The organism is Sulfuricystis thermophila, assembly GCF_004323595.1.
Taxonomy (GTDB): domain Bacteria; phylum Pseudomonadota; class Gammaproteobacteria; order Burkholderiales; family Rhodocyclaceae; genus Sulfuricystis; species Sulfuricystis thermophila.
Map to the genome: position 1 here is coordinate 2,699,975 of NZ_AP019373.1, position 23,417 is coordinate 2,723,391.

A 23,417-nucleotide genomic window follows, 5' to 3' on the forward strand; every position below is an offset into this window, starting at 1 on the left:
ATGCAACTCAAAGGATCGAAGACCGAGCAGCACCTGAAAGCCGCCTTCGCAGGCGAATCGCAGGCCAATCGCCGTTATCTGTATTTCGCCAACAAGGCCGACGTCGAGGGTTATCCGGACATCGCCGCTCTGTTCCGTTCCACCGCGGAAGGTGAGACTGGCCACGCCCACGGCCATCTGGAATATCTTGAACAATGTGGCGACCCCGCGACCGGACTGCCCTTCGGCACCACCAAGGAGAATCTCGCCGCCGCCGTTGCCGGCGAAACCCATGAATACACCGACATGTATCCGGGCATGGCCAAGGATGCCCGCGCGGAAGGGTTCGACGAGATCGCCGACTGGTTCGAGACGCTGGCCAAGGCGGAGCGCTCGCATGCCAACCGCTATCAGAAAGCCCTGAACGAGCTGGGCTGATCTTTTTCGACCCCGACACCGGCGACCACGCAGTCGCCGGGCACCCCCACCCCGACAGAGAGACCCCGCGACAGGAGGATCGCATGGCCCGCGAAGGCAATCTCGAAGCCCCAACCCGCCACCCTCTCGACTGGCAGAATCCCGCCTTTTACGACCAGGCGGCGCTCTACCAGGAGATGGAGCGCGTCTTCGAGATCTGCCACGGCTGCCGACGTTGCGTGAGCCTGTGCCAGTCCTTCCCCACCCTGTTCGACCTCGTCGATGCCTCGGAAACGATGGAAATCGACGGCGTCAAGAAAGAGGACTATTGGCAGGTCGTCGAGCATTGCTACCTCTGCGACCTGTGCTACATGACCAAGTGCCCCTACGTGCCGCCGCACGAGTGGAATCTCGATTTCCCGCATCTGATGCTGCGTGCCAAGGCGGTACATTTCAGGAAGGGCCAGACGAAGCTGCGCGACAAGCTGCTCACCAGCACGGACTTGGTCGGCAAGTTCTGCGGCATCCCGATCGTCGCGCCGACCGTCAACACCGTCAACAAGATCGGCGCGATGCGCAAGCTGCTGGAGAATGTCGCCGGCATCCATGCTGAGGCCTGGCTGCCCGAATTTTCCTCGCAGTCGCTGCGCAGCCGCCTGCGCGTGCTGCCCGATGACACGCCGGCCGAACCCGCCGCCGGCACCACCGGCAAAGTGGCGCTGTTCGCCACCTGCTACATGAACCGCAACGAGCCGGGCCCCGGCGAGGACTTGGTCGCCGTGTTCGAGCACAACGGCATCCCGGTTTCGCTGGTGCCGACCGAGCAATGCTGCGGCATGCCCAAGCTCGAGCTCGGCGATCTCGAGGCCGTGCGGCGCGCCAAGGAAAAGAACATCCCGGTGCTGGCAAGGCTCGTCGACGCCGGCTGGGACTTGACCGCCCTGATCCCTTCCTGCGTGCTGATGTTCAAGCAGGAACTGCCCCTGATGTTCCCCGATGATCCCGAGGTGCAGAAGGTCAAGGATGCCTTCTACGATCCCTTCGAATACCTGATGCTGCGCCACAAAGCTGGCCGGCTGGCCACCGATTTCAAACAGGGCTTGGGCAAGGTGTCCTACCATGCCGCCTGCCATCAGCGGGTGCAGAACATCGGCCAAAAGACCCGGGAATGCCTCTCGCTGATCCCAGACACGACGGTCGACATCATCGAGCGTTGCTCGGGTCACGATGGCACCTATGCGGTGAAGCGCGAGTTCCATCCTGTGGCGATGAAGATCGTCAAACCGGTGGTCAATCGCATCAACCAGAACGCGCCCGACCATTACGGTTCGGACTGTGCGATGGCCGGCCATCACATCGGTCACGCCCGCGCCGACGGCAGCGCGCCCGAACACCCGATCACCCTGCTGAGAAAGGCCTACGGCTTATGAAACCACTGACCCACGAGGAGCTGTTCAGCCTCGAGCAATATGCCCGCGTGCGCCAGGACTTTCGCGCCAAGGTGCTCGCCCACAAGAAAAACCGCATCGTCGCGCTCGGGCCGAATGCCACGCTGCATTTCGAGGACCGGCTGACGATGCAGTATCAGGTGCAGGAGATGCTGCGTCTCGAGCGCATCTTCGAGCCCGAGCTGATCCAGGAAGAGCTCGACGTCTATAACCCGCTGATCCCGGACGGCAGCAACTGGAAGGCGACTTTGATGCTCGAGTTCCCGGACGAGGCGGAACGCAGGGCAAGGCTCACCCAGCTGATCGGTATCGAAAAAGCGGTATGGGTCCAGGTGGCGGATTTCGCGCGCATCACGCCCATCGCCAACGAGGATCTCGAGCGCGAAGCTCCCGGCAAGACCGCCTCGGTGCATTTCCTGCGTTTCGAGCTGATGCCGGAAATGCGTCAGGCCGTCATGGCAGGCGCGGCGATCCGCGCCGGCATCGACCATCCGCACTATCAGGCCGAAACGACCCTCACCCAGGCCACACGCGACTCATTGGCCAGTGATCTCGCCCACGGTGACTCAGGCAGCGAACAGCGCATGTAACAACCGATGGACGTCTTCGCGCCGTCGCGCGTCGACGGCGCAGACCGGAGCATCCTGCTGCTGAGCGCGCAAAAAGTCTCGATACTCGCCCAACCCGGGCAGCGGGCTGCGATCCGTGAAGCTGACCCCTATGGCCATTTTCCCTGAGAACGAGAAGGAATGCCGCCAGCGCAAATAAAAGCCGAGATCGTCCAAGGGAGACCGGCGGCTGTTGTCGATCAAGATCGCCAGACCTGAGATGCCTTCCCGCAAGATCTCCCACATGAAGTCGAAACGTTCCTGCCCAGGCGCGCCATAAAGGTGAACTCGCTTGCCGTCCGCAAGGGTCGTGACGCCATAGTCGAGGGCGATGGTGGTGCTCGGCTTGCGAACACGGGTCATGTCACTGACGGCGACGTCGGTGCAAACGACCGCCTTGTCACTCGCCGCGGCGACTGCAGTTGTCTTGCCGGCGCCAACCGGTCCGATGAACAATATCTTGTGTTGTTCCTGGCCATTGGCCATTTCTTGCTCCCAAAAGAAGAAACTGTGCAGCTTTGCAAAACTGAGATGCCGAATGACTAAACTATCCCAGATTTCGCTTCGCTTCGGGGAGGAATAGCTGCCAAGGAATGGGTCAAATCGTGGTTTGCCCGGATAACGTGGTAGGCAAACGGCGGGGCGAGTGCATGGGTCGCACCACCACGGATGCCGCGGTACCGCGACCACGACGATCCACCATCAACTCAGCCCGGCATAGCCTGCTAGGCCGTTTTACTGAGCGGCAGTGGAATCGCGGGCTGGCTTTCGTTCTCGCCTTCCTTGATTTCTGCATTGTTGGCGGATTTGACGTCGCCTGACAATTCCCCGCCTTCATGCACGACGATCTTGCCGTAGCGGATCTTGCCGCTGACCCGACCGGTCGAGTGGATGACCAATTGCTGCCGGGCCGTCAATTCGCCATAGAAGCGGCCGTGGATTTCGGCGATGTCGATGGTCACTTTGCCGTCGAACGATCCCTGATCGGCGATCTGGATGAAACGGCTGTCCATGGTAGCTTCGACGCGGCCTTCGACCAGTAGCGTGTCACAGTCCTGGATCGCCGCGCCTTTCAATTTGACACCGGGCCCGACCACCAGCTTGGCCACCAGCGCGGGCGTATCGGTGGTCGCCGGCGCTGGCGGATTCACGTGCGCCGGCTTGTCATCGGCCGGAACGACATTGGGCGGAATCGCGGCAGCGATGTTCGTAGCAGGTCGGGTGGTCGAATTGGGCGAAGCGGCCGCGCGGTTGCTGTTGTAGATGGATCCTTTGTTGAACATGGGTCGAGTCCTCCATAAGTAGGTGCTGTAGCTCCCTGATGGCCGCGAGCTTAGTCCGTGAAAACGGCAATCCGTGGCTGTCGTCAATGAGCGACACTTTCGTGCCGTCCCGCCAACGCCGACTTTGCAGCACCCGGCGTAGAATGCGTTGCTTCCCCACAGGAGTATCCCCGTGAGCATCAGCCCGATCCAGGACATCGTCGCCGACATACGCGCCGGCAAGATGGTCATCCTCGTCGATGAGGAAGACCGTGAAAACGAGGGTGATCTCGTCCTCGCCGCCGAATTCGTGACGCCCGAAGCGATCAACTTCATGGTCACGCATGCGCGCGGTCTGGTTTGCCTGACGCTGACCGAGGAACGCTGTCGCCAGCTCGACCTGCCGCTGATGGTGCGCGACAACAAGACGCCGCACGGCACCGCTTTCACGGTATCGATCGAAGCCGCCGAAGGCGTCACCACCGGCATTTCGGCCCATGACCGCGCCCGCACGATTCGCGTCGCGGTAGCCAAGCACGCCAAGCCCACGGACCTCGTCCAGCCCGGTCACGTGTTTCCGTTGATGGCGCAAAAGGGTGGCGTACTGGTGCGCGCCGGGCATACCGAGGCCGGTTGCGACCTCGCGCAGATGGCCGGCTGCGAGCCCGCTGCGGTGATCTGCGAGATCATGAACGAGGACGGTTCGATGGCGCGTCTGCCGCAGCTGATCGAATTCGCGGCGAAGCACCAGCTCAAGATCGGCACCATCCGTGACCTGATCCAGTATCGCTCGGAAAACGAAAAGCTCGTCGAGTGCGTCGCCGACAAGGAAGTGATCTGCACCCATGGCAGTTTCCGGCTGCGCGCCTTCCGCGACCAGACCAGCAACGATGTGCATCTGACCCTGACACGCGGCGAGATCCGCCCGGAGACCGAAACCTTGGTGCGCGTGCACGAACCGGTCTCGGTGCTCGATTTCCTCGACTGCAAGAATCGCCGTCACACCTTCACGATCGATCAGGCGATGCAGATCATTGCGCAGGCCGACAGCGGCGCGATCGTGCTCCTGCATCGCAACGAAACCGGCGCCGACTTGCTCGACGCCTTGCAGAACGAGGCGCCGCCCCCGGCGCAGAAATGGGATCCGCGTCTGTATGGCATCGGTGCGCAAATCCTGCGCGAGCTGGGCGTCGGCAAGATGCGCCTCATGGCCAGCCCGCGCAAGCTGCCGAGCATGACCGGCTTCGGCCTCGAAATCTGCGGTTATCTGGCACCCGAGGAAATCCAGCCATGAGCTTCACCCCCAATCCGACGAACTCCCCTTCCGCCGCTCATCCGCGCTGCGCCGAACTCGCTGAGATCGAACCCAATCTCACTGGCGCGGGCCTTGCCATCGGCATCGCCATGGCGCGCTTCAACAAGGATGTCGGCGAGGGCCTGCTCTCCGGCTGCTGCCATGAACTCCGCCGCCTCGGCGTCACCGACGTCACGCTCGTCAGCGTGCCGGGCGCGTTGGAACTCCCGCTCGCCTTGCAGACGATGGCACAGACCGGCAAGTTCGACGCGCTGGTGGCGATCGGCTGCGTGATCCGCGGCGAAACGTACCATTTCGAAGTGGTGTCGAACGAATCGGCGCGCGGCGTCACCGATGTGCAACTCACCACCGGCATTCCGATCGCGAATGCGATCCTCACCGTCGAGAATGAGGCACAGGCCGAAGTGAGGATGATCCAGAAAGGCGCCGAAGCCGCGCAGTGCGCGGTCGAAATGGCCAATCTGATGAAGGCGCTGAAGTGAGCGCCGCCAGCCCAAAGAAACCCGCCTCGCCACGTCACCGCGCGCGCGAATTCGTCGTGCAGGGTCTCTACCAGCATCTGGTCGGCGGCCAGGATTACGCCGCCATCGTCACTCAGGCCGAATCGGTCGCAGGCTTCGAAAAGGCCCATCGTCCGCTCTATGAGAGCCTACTCCAGGGTGTGCTCGACGACCCGCAGGCGCTGCAGACTCTGCTCGAACCCCACATCGCGCGTCCCTGGGGCGAGGTGTCGCCGATCGAGCGCAGCATCCTGCTCTTGGCCGCCTGCGAGCTGCGCGATCATCCCGAGACGCCTTACCGCGTCATCATCGACGAAGCCATCGAGCTGGCGAAATCCTACGGGGGGACCGACGGCCACAAGTTCGTCAATGGCGTGCTCGACAAGCTGGCGCCGCGCCTGCGGCCCCATGAGGCGACAACGAAGTAATATTCGGCAGGCATGCCTTCCGAATTCGAACTGATCGACCGCTATTTCCGTCGCCCGCCCCATCATGCCGTGCTCGGGGTGGGTGACGATGCCGCCATCGTGCGGCCTTCCCCCGGCTGCGAGCTGGTGATCTCCACCGACATGTTGGTCGCCGGGACGCACTTTTTCGCCGACGACGATCCCGAGGCGCTCGGCTGGAAGACGCTCGCGGTCAATGTCTCGGACATCGCGGCGATGGGCGCGCAGCCTCGCTGGGCGGTGATCGCCGCCGCCCTGCCGACCGCGAACGAGGCCTGGCTGGAAAAATTCGCCAGCGGACTGTTCGATTGCGCCGACGCCTTCGGCATCGACATCGTCGGCGGCGACACCACGCGCGGGCCACGCAATTTCTGCGTCACGATTTTCGGCGAAGTGCCGCAAGGGATGGCGCTCTTGCGCTCCGGTGCCCATCTCTACGAGGAGATCTGGGTCTCGGGCATGCCCGGCCGCGCCGCGCTCGGTCTGGCTCACCTCCAAGGCCGCATCGAACTCACCGAGCCGGCGCTCTCCGTCTGTCTCGCCGCCCTGCACCGTCCCCAGCCGCGCCTGGAACTCGGCCTCGCCTTGCGCGGGCTCGCCTCCGCGGCGATCGACGTCTCTGACGGCTTGCTCGCCGATCTTGGCCATCTGCTCGAAGCCTCCCGGCTCGCCGCCACGCTGCGTCTCGAACTACTGCCGGCGTCCGGCCCGGAGCGTGAGGCCTATCTTGCCGGCGGCGACGATTACGAACTGATTTTCACCGCTTCGCCGGAGCATCACGCGGCGATCGAGGGGCTGTCCGAACGCCTCGGTCTGCCGCTCACCTGCATCGGCAAGACCGAAGCCGGAGAGGCGGGACGGCTCACCGTCCTCGATGCCAGCGGTGAGCCGGTTGAAGTCAAGCAACGCGGTTACGACCACTTCGCCTGAGATGCCATGGCCAAGGCCCCGCCCCCCCCTGCCGGCTTCCTGCTCTCCCATCCGGCACACCTGATCGCCTGCGGCTTCGGCAGCGGCCTCTCGCCCTTCGCGCCGGGCACCGCCGGCACGCTGTTCGCCTGGCTCACCTATCCGCTGCTGCGCCTACTGTTCCCCGCCGACGGCGCCTTCGCCGTTTTTTTGCTGCTGGCGTTCATGCTCGGCGTCACTGCCTGCCAGATCACCGGCCGGACGCTGGGCGTGGCCGATCATGGCAGCATCGTCTGGGACGAGATCGTGCCGTTCTGGGCCGTGTTGATGATGACGCCGACCGGCTGGCTTTGGCAGCTCGCCGCCTTCCTGTGGTTCCGTTTCTACGACATCGTCAAGCCGCCACCGGCGCGCTATTTCGACGAACGGGTCAAGAATGGTCTCGGCGTGATGTTGGATGATGTCATTGCCGCCGCCTACACGATATTCACCCTCGCGCTGTTCAAACGCATCGTCGAAGCGCTGTCCTGAAATGGATGCCGAACTGGTCGCTCTCTCCGAAGCCGTCGGGCAGATCTGCCAGCTGCGCGGCCTGATGATCGCCACCGCCGAATCCTGCACCGGCGGCTGGGCAGCACAGGTCATCACCCACACGCCCGGCAGCTCGGCATGGTTCGAGCGCGGTTTCGTCACCTATGCAAACGCCGCGAAAGTGGATATGCTTGGAGTACGCATGTTCACCATAGAAACTTTCGGTGCGGTCAGTCTCGAAACGGCCGGCGAAATGGCCGCGGGTGCCTTGGCACACTCCAACGCGACGATTTCCCTGGCGATCACGGGTATTGCCGGCCCTAGCGGCGGCTCGCCGGAAAAACCCGTCGGTACGGTGTGTTTCGGCTGGTGCCTGAAGGAGGGGGTGCCGGTTTGCGAACGCCGACTTTTTGCAGGTGATCGCGAGGCGATCCGCAGACAATCGGTGATCCATGCGCTCACGGGGCTGATTGCTCTCGCAAGAAACATGCCATAATCCACGCATTCGCTAAAGGGATCGCCAATGGACGAAAACAAATCCAAAGCATTACAAGCCGCGCTGGCCCAGATCGAAAAGCAGTTCGGCAAAGGCTCCATCATGAAGATGGGCGAGGGCCAGATCGAAAACGATCTGCAGGTGGTGTCGACCGGCTCGCTGGGCCTGGACATCGCACTCGGGGTCGGCGGATTGCCGCGCGGTCGCGTCGTCGAGATCTACGGCCCGGAATCTTCCGGTAAGACCACCCTGTGTCTGCACGTCGTCGCCGAAGTGCAGAAAGCCGGCGGTGTGGCCGCCTACATCGATGCCGAAAATGCGCTCGATCCGGTCTATGCCGGCAAGCTGGGCGTCAATGTGCCGGATCTTTTGATCTCCCAGCCCGACACCGGCGAACAGGCGCTCGAGATCGCCGACATGCTGGTGCGCTCGGGCGGCGTCGATCTGATCGTCATCGACTCGGTGGCTGCCCTGGTGCCGAAAGCCGAGATCGAAGGCGAGATGGGCGACCAGTTGCCGGGTCTGCAGGCCCGTCTGATGTCGCAGGCGCTCAGAAAGCTCACCGCCAACATCAAGCGCACCAACACGCTCGTCATCTTCATCAACCAGATCCGCATGAAGATCGGCGTGATGTTTGGAAATCCAGAAACCACCACCGGCGGCAACGCGCTGAAATTCTATGCTTCGGTGCGCATGGACATCCGCCGCACCGGCGCGATCAAGAAAGGCGAAGAGGTGATCGGCAACGAGACCAAGGTCAAGGTAGTCAAGAACAAGGTGGCGCCGCCCTTCAAGGAAGCGCATTTCGACATCCTCTACGGCGAAGGCATCTCGCGCGAAGGCGAAATCGTCGAACTGGGCGTCGAACACAAGATCATCGAGAAGTCCGGCGCCTGGTATGCCTACAACGGAGAAAAGATCGGCCAGGGCAAGGACAACGCGCGCGAATATCTGAAGGAACACCCGGAGATCGCGCGCGAGATCGAAAACAAGATCCGCGCCGCCGTCGGGGTGGCGGCATTGCGCGCTCCGCTCGCGGGTGAGTGATCTCTATGCCCGCGCAGTGAGGCTGCTGGCTCGGCGCGAGCACACGCGCGCCGAGTTGCTGCACAAGCTCGCCGCGCATGGCACGCCGGATGAAATCGAAATGGTGCTGAACCAGCTTGCCGCTGCCGGGCTGCAATCCGATGTCCGCTTCACCGAGAGCTATCTGCGCGCCAAGGCCAACCGACAGGGCCCCACCCGCCTGCGCCAGACCCTGCGCACCAAGGGCGTCGATGAGGCACTGATCGAAGCGCAGATGGCCAATCTCCCCGACGAACTGGAACGCGCCCGTGACGTCTGGGCAAAGAAGTTCCCCTCCCCGCCGGCCAATCTCCAAGAGTGGGTAAAGCAGGCCCGTTTTCTACAAGGACGCGGCTTTAGCGCCGATGTCATCCGTAAGCTGCTGAAAGAGATCGATTCATGACGACGCTCTCCGCCCGCCATCTGCTCAAGAAGTTCCGCGGCCGCACCGTCGTGAAGGACGTCAGCTTCGATGTCGCCGCGGGTGAGGTGGTCGGCCTCCTGGGCCCCAATGGCGCGGGCAAGACCACCTGTTTCTACATGATCGTCGGCCTGATCGCCGCCGACGGCGGCGAGATCTTCATCAAAGACGATGGTCGTGAGAGCCGCCTGACCCATCTGCCGATCCATCGGCGCGCCCGCCTCGGGCTCTCCTATCTGCCGCAGGAAAACTCGGTGTTCAGAAAACTCACGGTGCAGGAAAACATCCGTGCCGTGCTCGAACTCCAAGACTATGATGCAGCAACGATCGATGCCCGCCTCCAGGAACTGCTCGAAGAGCTGCACATCAGCCATCTGCGCGATCAGCCGTCGGTGGCGCTCTCGGGTGGCGAACGTCGTCGCGTCGAGATTGCCCGTGCGCTCGCCACCCAGCCGCGCTTCATTCTGCTCGACGAACCCTTTGCGGGCGTCGACCCGATCGCGGTGATCGACATCCAGAAGATCATCGGTTTTCTCAAGGAACGCGAAATCGGCGTCTTGATCACCGATCACAACGTGCGCGAAACGCTGGGCATCTGTGACCGCGCGACGATCATCAACGAGGGCGAAGTGCTCGCGGCTGGACATCCGGCCGAGATCATCGATAATGAAAATGTGCGCCGGGTCTATCTCGGCGAGCATTTCCGGATGTGAGTGTCGTGAAGCAAACGCTCCAGCTCAAGCTGTCGCAGCATCTCGCACTGACGCCGCAGTTGCAGCAGTCGATCCGTCTGTTGCAATTGTCGACGCTGGAGCTCAACCAGGAAATCGAGCAGGCGCTGCAGGACAATCCATTGCTCGAACGGGCGGAGCCGGATGAGGCTCAAGTCTTCGGCGGCTCGCCGGATGCCTTGAGCCATGCCACTGAGCCAGCGCCGTCCGCTGGCGAGGAGCGCATCGAGACCAGCGCCGAATGGGGCGAGGATGGCTTGGAATGGCCCAGCGCTGGCGCCAAAGGACCGCGCGATCCGAACGATGAGAACGATGCCGATGCCGGCGAACTGCAGGCCGCCGCGACGAGTCTCACCGATCACCTGATCGCCCAGTTGGCCCTCTCGCAGCTTGCCGGGCGCGACCGGCTGCTGGTGGCGTTCCTGATCGAAGCGCTCGACGAGGACGGCTATCTCGACCAGCCGCTCGAGGAGCTCGCCGAGGTGCTGCCCGCCGAGCTGATCGGCGAGCCCGACGAAGTCATCGAGGACTTGCAGATCGCGCTCAAACATTTACAAAGTCTCGACCCAACGGGCGTCGGCGCACGCGATGCGCGCGAATGCCTGCTGCTCCAGCTCGCCAACTTGCCGGCCACCCCGGAACGCACGCTGGCGATGACGATCGTGCGCGACCACCTCGAACAGCTGGCGGCGCACGATTACGCGCGCATCAAAAAGGCGACGGGCTGTGACGACGAGGCATTGCGCAGCGCCCAGGAATTGATCCGTTCGCTCAACCCGCGGCCGGGCGCGCAATTCGCGTCGCTCGACACGCGCTATGTCGTGCCCGACGTGATCGTCCGGAAATTGCGCGGCCAGTGGGTTGCCCAGTTGAATCAGGATGTCATGCCGCGCCTGCGCATCAACCGTCAATACGCCGATCTGCTGCGCCGGCATCGCAATAGCGGCAGCAGCAATCTCACCGGCCAGCTGCAGGAAGCCAAGTGGCTGATCAAGAACGTGCAGCAGCGTTTCGATACCATCGCACGTGTCGCGCAAGCCATCGTCGATCGCCAGCGCGCCTTCTTCGATCACGGCGAGGTCGCGATGCGCCCGCTGACACTGCGCGAGATCGCCGAAACGGTCGATCTGCACGAATCGACCATCTCGCGCGTGACGACGCAGAAATACCTCGCCTGTCCACGCGGCATCTATGAACTCAAATATTTTTTCGGCAGCCACGTCGCCACCGATACCGGCGGCGCGGCTTCATCCACCGCGATCCGGGCGCTGATCAGGCAGCTCGTCGCCGCCGAAGACGGCCAAAAGCCGCTTTCGGACGCGCGCATCGCGGATATCCTCGGCGAACAGGGCTTCAAGGTCGCGCGGCGCACCGTCGCGAAGTATCGTGAATCCCTTGGCATCCCGCCGGTCAACCTTCGCAAAACTCTCTGAAAGAGGAGCCATCATGAATCTCTCCATCACTGGGCACCACATCGAAGTCACCCCGGCCCTGCGCGATTACGTTTCCTCCAAGCTGGAGCGGGTCGTGCGGCATTTCGATCACGTCACCAGCGTCCATGTGATCCTTTCCGTCGAAAAACTGGTCCAGAAGGCCGAAGTCACCTTGCACGTCCGCGGCAAGGACATCTATGCCGACAGCAGCGATACCGATCTCTACGCCGCGATCGACACCCTGATCGACAAGCTCGATCGCCAGGTGCAGAAATACAAGGGCAAGCACAACGATCACGGTCATACCCGCCCTGCGGTCGAGTAAGCGGCGAAATCATCCACGGGAGAGGAGGCGGGGTATATACTTCGCCCCCTGTTCGCCAGATTCGGGAAACCCCCGGCAGTGGCGATTTTCTTCTTCACTCAGGGTGAACGGGCGATCCCCATACCTGAAATGAACCTGATAGCGCAACTCCTCAGCAGCGACGACATCGTCGTCGGCCTCGACGTCACCAGCAAGAAGCGCCTGTTCGAACAGGCCGGGCAGCATTTCGAGCAACGTTACGGTATCTCCAGAAGCACGGTTTTCGACGCGCTCTTCGCGCGCGAAAAGATGGGATCGACGGGGCTGGGTCTCGGCATCGCGATACCGCATGGGCGCATCAAGGGCCTGAAAGAGGCGCGTGGCGCCTTTTTCCGCTTGGCCGCGCCAGTTCCCTTCGATGCGCCGGATGGCCAGCCGGTCAATCTGGTGTTCGTCCTCTTGGTCCCCGAGGCCGCCAGCGAACACCATCTGCAGCTCCTCTCCGAACTGGCCCAGATGTTCAGTGACAAGAACTTCCGCGAACAACTCGCCGCAGCAGCCGATGCAAAGGCGGTGTTTTCGCTCTTCACGCAGTGGCAATCGGTCAGCTGATCGTCGCCCAGCTGTTCGAAAAGAACCGCGAACGGCTGAAGCTCACCTGGATCGGCGGCACCCTCAATCGCCCGATCGCCGTCAATCGCGACGATGTCTCACCGGCCGATCTGATCGGCCATCTGAACCTGATCCACCCCGACCGCGTGCAGGTGCTCGGTTCACCCGAGATCATCTGGTACAAGCGCCACCTGGGCGATCCCCACGAACACATCTTCCAACAGGTCATCGATGCCCGCCCGCCGGCGATCATCGTCGCCGACGGCTGCGACATCCTCGAGGAGATCCGCGCCGCCTGCGAAGCCACCGACACACCGTTGTTCGCCACGCCATTGCCGACCGCGCAGGTCATCGACTCGTTACGCATCTACGTTTCCCGCCAGCTCGCCGAAACCGTGATGTTGCACGGCGTGTTCATGGATGTACTCGGCATCGGCGTGCTGATCACCGGTGATTCCGGGGTGGGAAAAAGCGAGCTCGGACTCGAGTTGATCACGCGCGGCCACGGATTGGTGGCGGACGACGTCGTCGAAGTCTCACGCGTCGCCCCCGATGTGCTCGAAGGCCGCTGTCCCGAGCTGCTCAAGGATTTCATCGAGGTGCGCGGCCTGGGTCTGCTCAACATCCGCACCGTCTTCGGCGAAACCGCCTGTCGGCGCAAGATGCGCCTGAAGCTGATCACCCACCTGCAACGGCCCACGCCGGGCTCTGGCGAGATGGCGCGCCTGCCACTCGATGCGCTGACCGAGAACATTCTCGGCGTGCCGGTGCGGAAAGTCGTGCTGCCAGTGGCCGCCGGGCGCAACCTCGCGGTGCTGCTCGAAGCGGCCGTGCGTTCGACGATCCTGCTGCTCAGAGGCATCGACAGCATGGAGGAGTTCCTGCAACGCCAGCAGCGTGCATTGGATCAGTCCGAGTTCGGCTGATACCCGGTGCCTTGCGCTATGATGCTGAGTCCCCATGTATAGGTCCATCTCCAACCCCTACTGAGGCGATCATGGCCGGACTCGACCGCAAGACTCCGATACCCACCGAAATCAAGTTGCACCAGAAGTCGCGCGAAATGGAGATCACCTTCGACGACGGCAGCAACTTCCGTCTTTCCTACGAATTCCTGCGTGTCTATTCGCCCTCTGCCGAGGTGCGCGGCCACGGGCCAGGGCAGGAAACCCTGCAAACCGGCAAACGCAACGTCGAGATCAAATCGCTCGAGCCGGTCGGCAATTACGCCGTCCAGCCCGTCTTTTCCGACGGTCACGATACCGGGATTTATTCCTGGGATCTGCTCTACGCCTACGGCAAGAACCGCGATGCACTCTGGGCTGACTATCTCGCCCGTCTCGAAGCTGCCGGCGCGAGCCGCGACATCGATTCGACCACCCAGCCGCCGAAAACGGGCGGCGGCTGCGGCAAGCACTGATTGGAGCCATCATGGCGGACACGCATTTCGGCTTCCAGACCGTTCCTGAAAGCGAGAAGGCGCAACGCGTCAAAGGCGTGTTTTCATCGGTCGCCGACAAGTACGACCTGATGAACGATTTGATGTCCGTCGGCCTGCACCGTCTCTGGAAGCTGTTCACCCTGCAAGTCGCGGCGGCCCGCCCCGGGGAGCGGGTGCTCGACATCGCCGGCGGCACCGGCGATCTGGCGTCCGCCTTCCATGAGCGCGTCGGCCCGACCGGCGAGGTCTGGCTCACCGACATCAACAACGCGATGCTGACACGCGGCCGCGATCGGCTGCTCGACGAAGGCAAGACCGGCCCCGTCGCCCAATGCGATGCCGAGAAACTGCCCTTCCCGAACGATCATTTCGACATCGTCACCGTCGCGTTCGGTCTGCGCAACATGACCCACAAGGAACGGGCACTCGCTGAAATGTTGCGCGTGCTGCGGCCGGGCGGCCGTCTGCTGGTGCTCGAATTCTCGAAGATCTGGCAACCCCTCTCGTCCGCCTACGACTTCTATTCGTTCAAGGTGCTGCCGTGGCTGGGCAAGAAGGTCGTCAATGACCCGGACAGTTACCGCTACCTGGCGGAATCGATCCGCATGCATCCCGACCAGGAAACCCTGAAACAGATGATGGAACAGGCCGGATTCTCCCACGTCGATTATTTCAACCTGACGGCAGGCGTGGTCGCGCTGCACCGCGGCTACAAGATATGATCCCGGATTGTCCATTAGACCGTCCTGTCAGCCGATGAGCGATAGCAAGCCTCGTTACCTTGGACTGCGCGGGCGCTTTCGGTCTGCGGGCGGGCTCGTCGCGCGGACGCAAATGGCCTCGCCCTCGCCACGAAATCGCCTCGCGCCCTAATGGACATTCCGGGATGATGATCGAACGGCCACTGCTCGCCGCGCTCAATCACCTGCTCGCCGGCGCGCCCTGGGCCCGTGCGCGTCTGTCTCCCTTCGCTGGGCGCCGCGCCCGTTTCCTTCTCCCACCCATCGGCGTAGCCTTTGAGGTCACATCTGATGGCTTTTTGACACCGGTCGAAGAAGATCCCGCCGTCGCAGATGTTCTCATCCGCCTGCCGGCCGACACACCGTTCAAGCTAGCGCAGGGTCTCGAAAAGGCAATGGCGCAAGCGAGTGTCGAGGGCAATGCGGAATTTGCCACTGCGCTTTCCTTCGTCTTTCGCAACCTGCGTTGGGATTTCGAGGAAGATTTATCCCGATTCGTCGGCGACGTCGCCGCTCATCGCCTCGTTCTCGCCGCCTCACGGTTGGCCGACTGGCAGAGCCGCGCTGTTACGAATCTCGCCGAAAACCTCGCCGAATACCTGCTGCACGAAAATCGCCTCCTGGCGCCCAGAGACGAATTGAATGCCTTGCGGGAAGGCATTGCCCGCCTGAACGGAGAACTCGCCCGCGTCGAAAGTCGGCTGGCCTCAATCAAACGCTGACTGCCGCGGTTCCTCCGTTTCGCTCAAGACCATCAGCACCACCGCTTCTTTGGAATCTGGCATGTCGAGCGTGCGGCATTGACATCTGAGCCATCGCACCCCCCCGGTGGGCGGGATCGCGCCGATGACGGCTTCCGCCACTTTGCTGCCCTTCTCGGTCAGCATCCGCACGATCGGATGATCAGCGACCGGCAACGCAAGTCCCGCGCCATCGACCCAGCGCAGATTCAAATCTGTAAAAGGGGCGTTACGCCGTAGCGGAATGCCCAGTAAAGCTTCGGCTGCCGGGTTGGCGATGAGGATTTTCTGCTGCGCGTCGATCACGACGATGGCTGTCGGCAGCGCCGCAAACACCGCGGTGAATTCGGCAGCGATTCGCCGCCGCGCCGCATCGGCTTCCATGAAGCTCGTGATGTCTTCCTTCACCGCCATGAAATGCGTGATGCGCCCCTTGGCATCGTGCACCGGCGAGATCGATGCCCGCTCCCAATACAGGGAGCCGTCCTTGCGGCGGTTGTGGAAGATGCCGCGCCATTCTCTGCCGGCCTTGATGGTCTGCCACAGGCGCCGGTACTCCTCCTGCGAGGTTTCGCCCGATTTGAGCAGGCGCGGTGTCTGCCCCAACGCCTCTTCGAGCTGGTAGCCCGTCGTGCTGACGAACTTCGGATTGGCGTAGACGATCTTGCCTTCGCTGTCGGTGACGATGATCGTCGCCGGGCTCTGTTCGAGCGCATGCATCAGCAGACGTTGTCGCTGACTGGCCCGGGTGTATTTCTCCTGCGACAATGCGGTGGCCACCCGTTTGGCGCTCAATTGCGCCCTTGCACGCGCTTCACTGGCGCGATACCAGGTGCGCAAAGTAGTCGTCGAAACGTTGAATTCGCGCGCGATGTCGAGCATCGGCTTTTCGCCGGCGCGCATCATGGCAACGGCACGTTCCTGGGCTTCCTTACTGTGTCGCATCTGGTTGGACCGCCACGCAGAAGGCTGAATTCTAGCGGGTGCCGTCCCGCCAGCGCCGACTTTGCAACAAAACACAAGGGCAGCCGAAGCTGCCCTTGCGAATGCAAATAGGTGAGCGCCTACTTGCGGCGCAGCTTCTGGATTGCCGCCAGCTGGGCGACTGCTTCGGCCAGTTCGGCCTGGGCCCGGGCGAAGTCCATCTCGGCACTCTTGTTGGCCATCGCCTCCTCGGCGCGCTTCTTGGCTTCCAGCGCCTTGGCCTCGTCGAGATCCTTGCCGCGGATCGCCGTATCGGCGAGCACGGTCACCAGCCCCGGCTGCACCTCCAGCACGCCGCCGGCAACGAAGATCAGCTCTTCCTCGGTCTGGTTGGGAATTTTCAGGCGCACCGCGCCAGGCTTGATGCGCGTCATCAGCGGCATGTGGCCCGGCAGGATGCCGAGCTCCCCGGCTTCGCCGGGCAGCACGACGAACTCCGCCAGGCCCGAGAAGATCGACTCTTCCGCGCTGACGACATCTACATGAACGGTGAGTGCCATCGCGGCCCCTTACTGAAGTGTCTTGGCCTTCTCGAACGCTTCCTCGATGCCGCCGACCATGTAGAAGGCCTGCTCGGGCAACTGGTCGCACTCGCCGTCGACGATCATCTTGAAGCCCTTGATCGTCTCCTTGAGCGTCACATACTTGCCGGGCGAACCGGTGAACACTTCGGCGACGAAGAACGGCTGTGACAGGAAGCGCTGGATCTTGCGCGCGCGCGAGACGGTGAGCTTGTCTTCGGGCGACAGTTCATCCATGCCGAGAATCGCGATGATGTCGCGCAGCTCCTTGTAGCGCTGCAGCGTCGCCTGCACGCGGCGGGTGGTCTGGTAGTGCTCCTCGCCGATGATGTTCGGATCGACCTGGCGGCTGGTGGAATCGAGGGGGTCTACCGCCGGATAGATGCCCAGCGAGGCGATGTCGCGCGAAAGCACGACGGTGGCGTCGAGGTGGCCGAAGGTCGTCGCGGGCGACGGGTCGGTGAGGTCGTCCGCCGGCACATACACGGCCTGGATCGAGGTGATCGAACCCACCTTGGTCGAGGTGATGCGCTCCTGCAGACGGCCCATTTCCTCGGCCAGTGTCGGCTGGTAGCCCACTGCTGACGGCATGCGACCCAAGAGCGCCGACACTTCGGTACCGGCCAGCGTGTAGCGGTAGATGTTGTCGATGAACAGCAGAACGTCGCGCCCTTCGTCACGGAACGCCTCGGCCATCGTCAGGCCAGTGAGCGCGACGCGCAGACGATTGCCCGGCGGCTCGTTCATCTGGCCGAACACCATGCCGACCTTGTCGAGCACGTTCGACTCCTTCATCTCGTGATAGAAGTCGTTACCCTCGCGGGTGCGCTCACCGACGCCGGCGAACACCGACAGGCCGGAGTGTTGCTTGGCGATGTTGTTGATCAGCTCCATCATGTTCACGGTCTTGCCGACGCCGGCGCCACCGAACAGACCGATCTTGCCGCCCTTGGCGAATGGGCAGATCAGGTCGATGACCTTGATGCCGGTCTCTAGCAGCTCGACCGAGGGCGAGAGCTCGCGGAAGGCCGGCGCCTTCTGGTGGATCGGCCGGCGCTCCTCCGTGGCGATGGGGCCCGCCTCGTCGATCGGCCGGCCCAGCACGTCCATGATGCGGCCCAGCGTCGCGTGACCGACCGGCACCGAGATCGGTGCGCCGGTGTTGTTGACCTTCATACCGCGACGCAGGCCGTCGGACGATCCCATCGCGATGGTGCGCACCACGCCGTCGCCGAGCTGCTGTTGCACCTCGAAGGTCAGCCCTTCCTCGCAGCCGGTCTCGCTGGGATCGATCGTCAGCGCGTCGAAGACCTTGGGCATTTCTCCACGCGGGAACTTGATGTCCACCACCGCGCCGATGCATTGAACAATGTTTCCTTGACTCATGGTCGTATCCTCAATGTCGCAAATCAGCCCGCGATCGCAGCAGCACCGCCGACGATCTCGGAAATTTCTTTGGTAATCGAAGCCTGGCGCGCCTTGTTGTAGACCAGCTGCAGCTCCTTGATCACGGTGCCGGCGTTGTCGGTCGCCGCCTTCATCGCCACCATGCGCGCCGACTGTTCGGAAGCCATGTTCTCGGCGACCGCCTGATAGATCAGCGCCTCGACATAGCGTGTCAGCAGCTCGTCGATGACCACCTTGGCCTCCGGCTCATACAGATAGTCCCAGGAGCCTTCTGGCGTGCCGAGCCGCTCGCCGGTCAGGGGCAGCAATTGCTCCAGCACCGGCTCCTGACGCATGGTATTGATGAAACGCGTGTAGGCCAGATACACCACATCCAGCTCACCATTCTGGAATGCGTCGATCATCACCTTGATCGGTCCGATCAGCTTGTCCAGATGGGGCGTATCGCCCAAGTGCACCGCATGGGAAATGACGTTGGCACCCAGACGCTGCATGAAGCCCAGGCCCTTGTTGCCGATGCAGGTGGCACGGATGTCCGTGGCGCCTTCGGCCTCCCACTTGCGCACCGCATTGAGCGCCATGCGCAGCACGTTGGTGTTGAGGCCGCCACACAGACCCTTGTCGGTCGTCACGACCACCAAACCGACGCGCTTGTGTTCCGGGGCACCCTTTTTGCCCAGGAACGGATGCCGGTATTCGGTGACGTTGGCGGCAGCCAGATGCGCGGCCAGCCGCCGGATCTTTTCGCTATAGGGACGGGCGGCTCGCATCCGCTCCTGCGCCTTGCGCATCTTGGATGCGGCCACCATCTCCATGGCCTTAGTGATCTTGCGGGTGTTCTGAACCGACTTGATCTTGCTGCGAATTTCCTTGCCGCCTGCCATGGCGCGTTTCTCCCGACGGGTTAGCCCCAGGTCTTCTTGAACGCGGCGATGGCGGCGGAAAGCTCCGCTTCGCCTTCCTTGTCCAGATCCTTGGTGTTCTCGATCTTCTCCATCAGCGCGCCGTGCTGCTGACGCATGTACTGGTGCAGTGCGGACTCGAAGGACAGGATCTTGCTGCTGTCGATGTCGTCGAGGAAGCCCTGGTTGACCGCGAACAGCGACACCGCCATTTCGGCGATCGGCAACGGCGAGTATTGCGGCTGCTTCATCAGCTCGGTGACGCGGCGGCCGCGTTCGAGCTGCTTGCGGGTGGCATCGTCGAGATCCGAGGCAAACTGCGCAAAGGCCGCCAGCTCACGATACTGGGCGAGGGCGAGACGCACGCCACCACCGAGCTTCTTGATCACCTTGGTTTGGGCAGCGCCACCGACGCGGGACACCGAGATACCGGCGTTGATCGCCGGACGGATGCCGGCATTGAACAGGTCGGTTTCGAGGAAGATCTGACCGTCGGTGATCGAGATCACATTGGTCGGCACGAAGGCGGAGACGTCGCCGGCCTGCGTTTCGATCACGGGCAGCGCGGTCAAGCTACCGGTCTTGCCCTTGACGGCGCCATTGGTCATCTTCTCGACCCACGCCTCCGAGACGCGCGCGGCGCGTTCCAACAGACGCGAGTGCAGATAAAACACGTCGCCAGGATAGGCTTCGCGGCCCGGCGGGCGGCGCAGCAACAGTGAAATCTGCCGATAAGCCCAAGCCTGCTTTGTCAAGTCGTCATAGATGATCAACGCGTCCTGACCGCGGTCGCGGAAGTACTCGCCCATCGTGCAGCCGGCATAGGGGGCGATGAACTGCATCGCGGCGGACTCGGAAGCGGTGGCGGCAACGACGATGGTGTAATCCATCGCACCGGTTTCTTCGAGCTTACGCACCACGTTCATCACCGTCGATGCCTTCTGGCCGACGGCGACATAGATACAAATCAGATCCTTGCCCTTTTGGTTGATGATGGTATCGATCGCGACGGCCGTCTTACCCGTCTGGCGGTCGCCGATGATCAGCTCCCGCTGACCACGGCCGATCGGCACCATCGAGTCGACCGATTTGAGACCCGTCTGCACCGGCTCGGAAACCGACTTGCGCCAGATCACGCCCGGTGCGACCTTCTCGATCTTGTCGGTGAGCTTCGCTTCGACCGGGCCCTTGCCATCGATGGGTTCACCCAACGCATTGACGACGCGGCCGATCAGCTCGGGCCCGACCGGTACTTCGAGGATGCGGCCCGTGCATTTGACGGTGTCCCCTTCGGTGATGTGCTCGTACTCGCCGAGCACCACGGCGCCGACCGAGTCGCGCTCGAGGTTCAGCGCCAGACCAAAAGTATTGCCGGGGAATTCGAGCATTTCGCCTTGCATGACATCGGCAAGGCCATGGATGCGGCAGATGCCGTCGGTCACCGTCACCACCGTGCCTTCGTTGCGCGCGGTAGGGGCAAGCTGCAGATTCTGGATCCGGCTCTTGATCAGTTCGCTGATTTCGGAGGGATTGAGGTTCATTGAAATGGCTCCTAGTTCTTGAGCGAGACCGCCATGGCATTGAGCTTGCCACGGACGGAAGCGTCGATAACCTGGTCACCCAGGGCAATGCGTACACCGCCGATCAATTCCGGGTCGACCTCGACGGTCGGTTTGATCTTGTAGCCGAACTTGCGCTCGAGCTCACCGACGAGCTTGGCGAGCTGTGCCTCGGTGAGCGGAAACGCCGAGATGACACGCGCTTCGCGAGTGTCTTCCTGGGCATTCTTGAGCTCCTCGAACAGGGCACTGATTTCGGGCAGCACATCGAGACGACGATTATCGACGAGGATGCTGAGGAAATTGCATTGCTCGGGCGTGAGTTCGCCGGCCACACCCAGAAACAGGTCGGCCAGCGTCGCCGGCGTGAGGCGCGGATCGTGCATGCACTCGCGCATCGCCGGGTCGACGGCGGCGGCGGCCAGACGCGCGAGTGCAGCCTGCCAGGAAGCCAGCGCACCCGTCGACCTGGCGAGCTCGAAAGCCGCTTCGGCGTAAGGCCTGGCGATGGTGACGTTCTCGGCCATGACGGATCAGAGCTCCGCCTTCAGCTGCTCGAGCAGATCAGCGTGCTTCGCCGCATCGATTTCCTTGCGCAGGATCCGCTCGGCACCGGCAACGGCCAGCATCGCCACCTGATCGCGCAGCGCCTCTTTGGCCCGCTGTGCTGCGACCTCGGCTTCGCCTTCGGCCGCGGCACGGGCGGCGGCGATGATGCGTGCCGCTTCGGCCCGCGCCTCGTCGAGCACTTGGGCCGCCTGCCGCTCGGCACCGCTGCGCAGCTCATTGGCCGCTTCACGCGCCTTGCGCAGTTCGTCGGTGGCACGCCGTTCGGCGAGTTGCAAATCGGTCTTCGCCTTGTCCGCTGCGGCCAGGCCCTCGGCGATCTTCGCGGCTCGCTCGTCGAGCGCCTTCATGATGGGCGGCCACACGAATTTCATCGTGAACCACGCCAGAATGAAGAACACAACCAGCTGGGCGAATAGCGTTGCGTTCAGATTCACGGTATCAATCCTTCAAAGCGTCAAAGGGAAAAGCCGCTTACTTGATGAACGGATTGGCGGTGGTGTACCAGAGGGCGATACCGGTACCGATGATGAACGCGGCGTCGATCAGACCGACCAGCAGGAACATCTTGGTTTGCAGGGTGTTCATCAGCTCAGGCTGACGGGCGGATGCTTCGAGGAAGCGGCTGCCCATGATGCCGATGCCGATACAAGCGCCCGCGGCGCCCAGACCGATGATCAGACCGGCAGCCAGCGCGACGAAACCAACGATGCTTTCCATGATGACTCCTTGTGATTTAAATGAGGGTTGAATCGAAAAGGGATGAGACGAAATCAGTGGCTTTCATGTGCCTGGCCGACATAGACCAGCGTCAGCATCATGAAGATGAAGGCTTGCAGCGTGATGATCAGGATGTGGAAGATCGCCCAGATCGAGCCGGCGATCACACCGCCGAGCCAGAGCAGGCCACTGCCAAAGGTGCCGACCCAAGCAGCACCCATCAACGCGATCAGCATGAAGATCAGTTCGCCGGCATACATGTTGCCAAACAGACGCATGCCGTGCGAAACGGTCTTGGCGACGAACTCGATCAGCTGCATCGCAAAATTGACCGGCCAGAGCAGCGGATGAGCACCGAAGGGCGCGGTGAACAGCTCGTGCACCCAGTGACCCAGGCCCTTGATCTTGACGTTGTAGTAGAGACAGATCAACAGCACGGCGAGCGACATGCCGAGGGTGGCATTGAGATCCGCGGTCGGCACGACACGCATGTAAGCATGATGCGGGTCATGCCCGGCGGCACCGTAGATCGCCGACCAGATGTTCGGCAACAGGTCGAGCGGCAACAAGTCCATCGCATTCATCAAGAAAATCCAGACGAACACGGTCAAGGCCAGCGGGGCGACGAACTTGCGCGACTCTGGTGAATGAACGATACCCTTGGCCTGGTCATGAACCATCTCGACGAGGATCTCGACCGCGGCCTGAAAGCGACCCGGCACGCCAGAAGTCGCCTTCTTAGCAGCACGCGCCAGCAGGAAAACGGCGAGCAAACCGAGGGTCACCGAATAAAACAGCGTGTCGAGGTGGAAGACCGACCAATCGACCAGCGACGTTTGTGCCGCGCTCTTCCAGTGGGTCAGGTGGTGGACGATGTACTCGGAAGCGGTGGGGGCGTGCTCGGTAGCCATGTCTTCAGGTCTTCAGCAACAGCGCGAAAAGATTCACTAACATCACGGCGAACAAGCCGGCAAGCAGGGCCGGCCAATCGATTTCCAGCACCCGCGGCAGCCACAGCAACAAGGCAACGACCGCTGCGAGCTTGACGGCCTCGCCGATCAGAAACCCCACCGCTCCTGCGCGCCGCGCGGCAATCGCTACCGTCAGGCGCAGCACGAACAACAGGTTCGGCAGAAAATAGGCCATGCCGCCCGCCAGGGCGGATTGCACCCCGACCCGACCCGCGAACAAGCCGGCCAATGCCGCCGTCACGAGGATCGCGACCGCCTGGAGCAAGAGAGTTTTCAGCATGCTCCGGCGACCCTGATTCTGCCTGTTTCCCCATCGTGTCGCCCACGGCGCGAACCATCGGCGACGCACGCTTCCGTCAAAGCGAGAAAATATAAATCGACTGCTTAA

The 23,417-nt window shown here is 62.5% G+C and carries 31 protein-coding genes; 19 read left to right on the plus strand and 12 right to left on the minus strand.

The window, feature by feature from the left end; translation table 11 throughout:
- The 3 genes from M52SOB_RS13630 (at nucleotide 1) to M52SOB_RS13640 (ending at nucleotide 2,434) form a co-directional block, all read left to right on the plus strand.
- Nucleotides 1-417, plus strand: a complete 417-nt coding sequence (locus M52SOB_RS13630) for a rubrerythrin family protein (RefSeq protein ID WP_131112317.1) — start codon at nucleotides 1-3, stop codon at nucleotides 415-417.
- A gap of 83 nt (nucleotides 418-500) precedes the next feature.
- Nucleotides 501-1,826 carry a heterodisulfide reductase-related iron-sulfur binding cluster gene (locus tag M52SOB_RS13635; RefSeq protein WP_131112318.1) on the plus strand — a complete coding sequence of 442 codons (1,326 nt, stop codon included), beginning with the start codon at nucleotides 501-503 and terminating at the stop codon, nucleotides 1,824-1,826.
- Nucleotides 1,823-2,434 (plus strand): DUF3501 family protein, encoded by a 612-nt coding sequence (locus M52SOB_RS13640; protein WP_131112319.1) that lies wholly within the window; start codon nucleotides 1,823-1,825, stop codon nucleotides 2,432-2,434. Before M52SOB_RS13635 ends, M52SOB_RS13640 begins: the two co-directional genes overlap by 4 nt.
- Here the strand turns inward: M52SOB_RS13640 and M52SOB_RS13645 are convergent.
- Both M52SOB_RS13645 and M52SOB_RS13650 read right to left on the minus strand, forming a co-directional pair.
- Nucleotides 2,411-2,938: a GTP-binding protein gene (locus M52SOB_RS13645; RefSeq protein WP_131112320.1), complete on the minus strand. Its 528-nt coding sequence runs from the start codon at nucleotides 2,936-2,938 to the stop codon at nucleotides 2,411-2,413. The genes M52SOB_RS13640 and M52SOB_RS13645 overlap by 24 nt on opposite strands.
- 239 nt (nucleotides 2,939-3,177) lie before the next feature.
- On the minus strand, nucleotides 3,178-3,735 hold the full coding sequence (locus M52SOB_RS13650; RefSeq protein WP_131112321.1) for a bactofilin family protein: 558 nt from the start codon (nucleotides 3,733-3,735) through the stop codon (nucleotides 3,178-3,180).
- Nucleotides 3,736-3,907: 172 nt separating this feature from the next.
- Between M52SOB_RS13650 and ribBA the strand changes: the two genes are divergently transcribed.
- The 16 genes from ribBA to M52SOB_RS13730 all read left to right on the plus strand — a co-directional run bounded on the left by ribBA (nucleotide 3,908) and on the right by M52SOB_RS13730 (nucleotide 15,380).
- Nucleotides 3,908-5,008 (plus strand): bifunctional 3,4-dihydroxy-2-butanone-4-phosphate synthase/GTP cyclohydrolase II, encoded by a 1,101-nt coding sequence (gene ribBA / locus M52SOB_RS13655; RefSeq protein WP_131112322.1) that lies wholly within the window; start codon nucleotides 3,908-3,910, stop codon nucleotides 5,006-5,008.
- Nucleotides 5,005-5,511 carry a 6,7-dimethyl-8-ribityllumazine synthase gene (gene ribH / locus M52SOB_RS13660; RefSeq protein WP_131112323.1) on the plus strand — a complete coding sequence of 169 codons (507 nt, stop codon included), beginning with the start codon at nucleotides 5,005-5,007 and terminating at the stop codon, nucleotides 5,509-5,511. The genes ribBA and ribH overlap by 4 nt, the downstream gene beginning before the upstream one ends.
- Nucleotides 5,508-5,957 (plus strand): transcription antitermination factor NusB, encoded by a 450-nt coding sequence (gene nusB, locus M52SOB_RS13665; protein WP_172601855.1) that lies wholly within the window; start codon nucleotides 5,508-5,510, stop codon nucleotides 5,955-5,957. Before ribH ends, nusB begins: the two co-directional genes overlap by 4 nt.
- 12 nt (nucleotides 5,958-5,969) lie before the next feature.
- Nucleotides 5,970-6,905: a thiamine-phosphate kinase gene (thiL, locus tag M52SOB_RS13670; RefSeq protein WP_131112325.1), complete on the plus strand. Its 936-nt coding sequence runs from the start codon at nucleotides 5,970-5,972 to the stop codon at nucleotides 6,903-6,905.
- A 6-nt stretch (nucleotides 6,906-6,911) separates the two neighbouring features.
- Nucleotides 6,912-7,415 carry a phosphatidylglycerophosphatase A family protein gene (locus M52SOB_RS13675; protein WP_131112326.1) on the plus strand — a complete coding sequence of 168 codons (504 nt, stop codon included), beginning with the start codon at nucleotides 6,912-6,914 and terminating at the stop codon, nucleotides 7,413-7,415.
- A gap of 1 nt (nucleotide 7,416) precedes the next feature.
- The gene (locus M52SOB_RS13680) at nucleotides 7,417-7,911 is read left to right on the plus strand and encodes a CinA family protein (protein WP_131112327.1); all 495 of its coding nucleotides are present in this window, start codon (nucleotides 7,417-7,419) and stop codon (nucleotides 7,909-7,911) included.
- 27 nt (nucleotides 7,912-7,938) lie between these two features.
- Nucleotides 7,939-8,958, plus strand: a complete 1,020-nt coding sequence (recA, locus tag M52SOB_RS13685) for a recombinase RecA (RefSeq protein ID WP_131112328.1) — start codon at nucleotides 7,939-7,941, stop codon at nucleotides 8,956-8,958.
- A complete protein-coding gene (recX, locus tag M52SOB_RS13690) occupies nucleotides 8,951-9,379 on the plus strand; it encodes a recombination regulator RecX (RefSeq protein WP_131112329.1) in 429 nt (142 codons plus the stop codon). The genes recA and recX overlap by 8 nt, the downstream gene beginning before the upstream one ends.
- Nucleotides 9,376-10,110 carry an LPS export ABC transporter ATP-binding protein gene (gene lptB, locus M52SOB_RS13695; RefSeq protein WP_131112330.1) on the plus strand — a complete coding sequence of 245 codons (735 nt, stop codon included), beginning with the start codon at nucleotides 9,376-9,378 and terminating at the stop codon, nucleotides 10,108-10,110. The genes recX and lptB overlap by 4 nt, the downstream gene beginning before the upstream one ends.
- A 5-nt stretch (nucleotides 10,111-10,115) precedes the next feature.
- The gene (locus M52SOB_RS13700) at nucleotides 10,116-11,561 is read left to right on the plus strand and encodes an RNA polymerase factor sigma-54 (RefSeq protein ID WP_131112331.1); all 1,446 of its coding nucleotides are present in this window, start codon (nucleotides 10,116-10,118) and stop codon (nucleotides 11,559-11,561) included.
- A 13-nt stretch (nucleotides 11,562-11,574) separates the two neighbouring features.
- Nucleotides 11,575-11,886: a ribosome hibernation-promoting factor, HPF/YfiA family gene (gene hpf, locus M52SOB_RS13705; protein WP_131112332.1), complete on the plus strand. Its 312-nt coding sequence runs from the start codon at nucleotides 11,575-11,577 to the stop codon at nucleotides 11,884-11,886.
- A gap of 129 nt (nucleotides 11,887-12,015) precedes the next feature.
- Nucleotides 12,016-12,477 carry a PTS IIA-like nitrogen regulatory protein PtsN gene (ptsN, locus tag M52SOB_RS13710; RefSeq protein ID WP_131112333.1) on the plus strand — a complete coding sequence of 154 codons (462 nt, stop codon included), beginning with the start codon at nucleotides 12,016-12,018 and terminating at the stop codon, nucleotides 12,475-12,477.
- Nucleotides 12,465-13,403: an HPr(Ser) kinase/phosphatase gene (hprK, locus tag M52SOB_RS13715; protein ID WP_131112556.1), complete on the plus strand. Its 939-nt coding sequence runs from the start codon at nucleotides 12,465-12,467 to the stop codon at nucleotides 13,401-13,403. Before ptsN ends, hprK begins: the two co-directional genes overlap by 13 nt.
- Nucleotides 13,404-13,474: 71 nt before the next feature.
- Nucleotides 13,475-13,897 (plus strand): gamma-butyrobetaine hydroxylase family protein, encoded by a 423-nt coding sequence (locus tag M52SOB_RS13720; RefSeq protein WP_131112334.1) that lies wholly within the window; start codon nucleotides 13,475-13,477, stop codon nucleotides 13,895-13,897.
- Nucleotides 13,898-13,905: 8 nt separating this feature from the next.
- On the plus strand, nucleotides 13,906-14,640 hold the full coding sequence (ubiE, locus tag M52SOB_RS13725; protein ID WP_284155253.1) for a bifunctional demethylmenaquinone methyltransferase/2-methoxy-6-polyprenyl-1,4-benzoquinol methylase UbiE: 735 nt from the start codon (nucleotides 13,906-13,908) through the stop codon (nucleotides 14,638-14,640).
- Between the two features lie 164 nt (nucleotides 14,641-14,804).
- Nucleotides 14,805-15,380, plus strand: a complete 576-nt coding sequence (locus tag M52SOB_RS13730; RefSeq protein ID WP_131112336.1) for a ubiquinone biosynthesis accessory factor UbiJ — start codon at nucleotides 14,805-14,807, stop codon at nucleotides 15,378-15,380.
- Here M52SOB_RS13730 and M52SOB_RS13735 read toward each other — a convergent pair.
- The 10 genes from M52SOB_RS13735 to M52SOB_RS13780 form a co-directional block, all read right to left on the minus strand.
- Nucleotides 15,366-16,343 (minus strand): PAS domain S-box protein, encoded by a 978-nt coding sequence (locus M52SOB_RS13735; protein WP_131112337.1) that lies wholly within the window; start codon nucleotides 16,341-16,343, stop codon nucleotides 15,366-15,368. The two genes, M52SOB_RS13730 and M52SOB_RS13735, sit on opposite strands and share 15 nt — an antisense overlap.
- A gap of 119 nt (nucleotides 16,344-16,462) precedes the next feature.
- Complete coding sequence (locus M52SOB_RS13740; protein WP_131112338.1) at nucleotides 16,463-16,882, minus strand: F0F1 ATP synthase subunit epsilon; 420 nt, start codon at nucleotides 16,880-16,882, stop codon at nucleotides 16,463-16,465.
- A 9-nt stretch (nucleotides 16,883-16,891) separates the two neighbouring features.
- Nucleotides 16,892-18,289 (minus strand): F0F1 ATP synthase subunit beta, encoded by a 1,398-nt coding sequence (atpD, locus tag M52SOB_RS13745; RefSeq protein ID WP_131112339.1) that lies wholly within the window; start codon nucleotides 18,287-18,289, stop codon nucleotides 16,892-16,894.
- A 23-nt stretch (nucleotides 18,290-18,312) separates the two neighbouring features.
- Nucleotides 18,313-19,194, minus strand: coding sequence for a F0F1 ATP synthase subunit gamma (gene atpG, locus M52SOB_RS13750; protein ID WP_131112340.1), 882 nt, complete (start codon nucleotides 19,192-19,194; stop codon nucleotides 18,313-18,315).
- A 20-nt stretch (nucleotides 19,195-19,214) separates the two neighbouring features.
- Nucleotides 19,215-20,753: a F0F1 ATP synthase subunit alpha gene (gene atpA / locus M52SOB_RS13755; protein ID WP_131112341.1), complete on the minus strand. Its 1,539-nt coding sequence runs from the start codon at nucleotides 20,751-20,753 to the stop codon at nucleotides 19,215-19,217.
- Between the two features lie 11 nt (nucleotides 20,754-20,764).
- Nucleotides 20,765-21,298: a F0F1 ATP synthase subunit delta gene (locus tag M52SOB_RS13760; RefSeq protein ID WP_131112342.1), complete on the minus strand. Its 534-nt coding sequence runs from the start codon at nucleotides 21,296-21,298 to the stop codon at nucleotides 20,765-20,767.
- 6 nt (nucleotides 21,299-21,304) lie between these two features.
- Nucleotides 21,305-21,775: a F0F1 ATP synthase subunit B gene (locus M52SOB_RS13765; RefSeq protein ID WP_131112343.1), complete on the minus strand. Its 471-nt coding sequence runs from the start codon at nucleotides 21,773-21,775 to the stop codon at nucleotides 21,305-21,307.
- A 37-nt stretch (nucleotides 21,776-21,812) separates the two neighbouring features.
- Nucleotides 21,813-22,058, minus strand: a complete 246-nt coding sequence (gene atpE / locus M52SOB_RS13770) for a F0F1 ATP synthase subunit C (RefSeq protein WP_126447509.1) — start codon at nucleotides 22,056-22,058, stop codon at nucleotides 21,813-21,815.
- Nucleotides 22,059-22,111: 53 nt separating this feature from the next.
- A complete protein-coding gene (atpB, locus tag M52SOB_RS13775; RefSeq protein ID WP_131112344.1) occupies nucleotides 22,112-22,969 on the minus strand; it encodes a F0F1 ATP synthase subunit A in 858 nt (285 codons plus the stop codon).
- Nucleotides 22,970-22,973: 4 nt separating this feature from the next.
- Nucleotides 22,974-23,309 (minus strand): ATP synthase subunit I, encoded by a 336-nt coding sequence (locus M52SOB_RS13780; protein WP_131112345.1) that lies wholly within the window; start codon nucleotides 23,307-23,309, stop codon nucleotides 22,974-22,976.
- Nucleotides 23,310-23,417: the final 108 nt, after the last annotated feature.

Bases quoted from the DNA above. Each gene is read 5' to 3' on its own strand.
- M52SOB_RS13630 (WP_131112317.1), top strand. From the start codon at position 1: ATGCAACTCAAAGGATCGAAGACCGAGCAGCACCTGAAAGCCGCCTTC.
- M52SOB_RS13635 (WP_131112318.1), top strand. From the start codon at position 501: ATGGCCCGCGAAGGCAATCTCGAAGCCCCAACCCGCCACCCTCTCGAC.
- M52SOB_RS13640 (WP_131112319.1), top strand. From the start codon at position 1,823: ATGAAACCACTGACCCACGAGGAGCTGTTCAGCCTCGAGCAATATGCC.
- M52SOB_RS13645 (WP_131112320.1), bottom strand. From the start codon at position 2,938: ATGGCCAATGGCCAGGAACAACACAAGATATTGTTCATCGGACCGGTT.
- M52SOB_RS13650 (WP_131112321.1), bottom strand. From the start codon at position 3,735: ATGTTCAACAAAGGATCCATCTACAACAGCAACCGCGCGGCCGCTTCG.
- ribH (WP_131112323.1), top strand. From the start codon at position 5,005: ATGAGCTTCACCCCCAATCCGACGAACTCCCCTTCCGCCGCTCATCCG.
- thiL (WP_131112325.1), top strand. From the start codon at position 5,970: ATGCCTTCCGAATTCGAACTGATCGACCGCTATTTCCGTCGCCCGCCC.
- M52SOB_RS13675 (WP_131112326.1), top strand. From the start codon at position 6,912: ATGGCCAAGGCCCCGCCCCCCCCTGCCGGCTTCCTGCTCTCCCATCCG.
- M52SOB_RS13680 (WP_131112327.1), top strand. From the start codon at position 7,417: ATGGATGCCGAACTGGTCGCTCTCTCCGAAGCCGTCGGGCAGATCTGC.
- recA (WP_131112328.1), top strand. From the start codon at position 7,939: ATGGACGAAAACAAATCCAAAGCATTACAAGCCGCGCTGGCCCAGATC.
- lptB (WP_131112330.1), top strand. From the start codon at position 9,376: ATGACGACGCTCTCCGCCCGCCATCTGCTCAAGAAGTTCCGCGGCCGC.
- hpf (WP_131112332.1), top strand. From the start codon at position 11,575: ATGAATCTCTCCATCACTGGGCACCACATCGAAGTCACCCCGGCCCTG.
- ptsN (WP_131112333.1), top strand. From the start codon at position 12,016: ATGAACCTGATAGCGCAACTCCTCAGCAGCGACGACATCGTCGTCGGC.
- M52SOB_RS13720 (WP_131112334.1), top strand. From the start codon at position 13,475: ATGGCCGGACTCGACCGCAAGACTCCGATACCCACCGAAATCAAGTTG.
- M52SOB_RS13730 (WP_131112336.1), top strand. From the start codon at position 14,805: ATGATGATCGAACGGCCACTGCTCGCCGCGCTCAATCACCTGCTCGCC.
- M52SOB_RS13735 (WP_131112337.1), bottom strand. From the start codon at position 16,343: ATGCGACACAGTAAGGAAGCCCAGGAACGTGCCGTTGCCATGATGCGC.
- M52SOB_RS13740 (WP_131112338.1), bottom strand. From the start codon at position 16,882: ATGGCACTCACCGTTCATGTAGATGTCGTCAGCGCGGAAGAGTCGATC.
- atpD (WP_131112339.1), bottom strand. From the start codon at position 18,289: ATGAGTCAAGGAAACATTGTTCAATGCATCGGCGCGGTGGTGGACATC.
- atpG (WP_131112340.1), bottom strand. From the start codon at position 19,194: ATGGCAGGCGGCAAGGAAATTCGCAGCAAGATCAAGTCGGTTCAGAAC.
- atpA (WP_131112341.1), bottom strand. From the start codon at position 20,753: ATGAACCTCAATCCCTCCGAAATCAGCGAACTGATCAAGAGCCGGATC.
- M52SOB_RS13760 (WP_131112342.1), bottom strand. From the start codon at position 21,298: ATGGCCGAGAACGTCACCATCGCCAGGCCTTACGCCGAAGCGGCTTTC.
- atpE (WP_126447509.1), bottom strand. From the start codon at position 22,058: ATGGAAAGCATCGTTGGTTTCGTCGCGCTGGCTGCCGGTCTGATCATC.
- atpB (WP_131112344.1), bottom strand. From the start codon at position 22,969: ATGGCTACCGAGCACGCCCCCACCGCTTCCGAGTACATCGTCCACCAC.
- M52SOB_RS13780 (WP_131112345.1), bottom strand. From the start codon at position 23,309: ATGCTGAAAACTCTCTTGCTCCAGGCGGTCGCGATCCTCGTGACGGCG.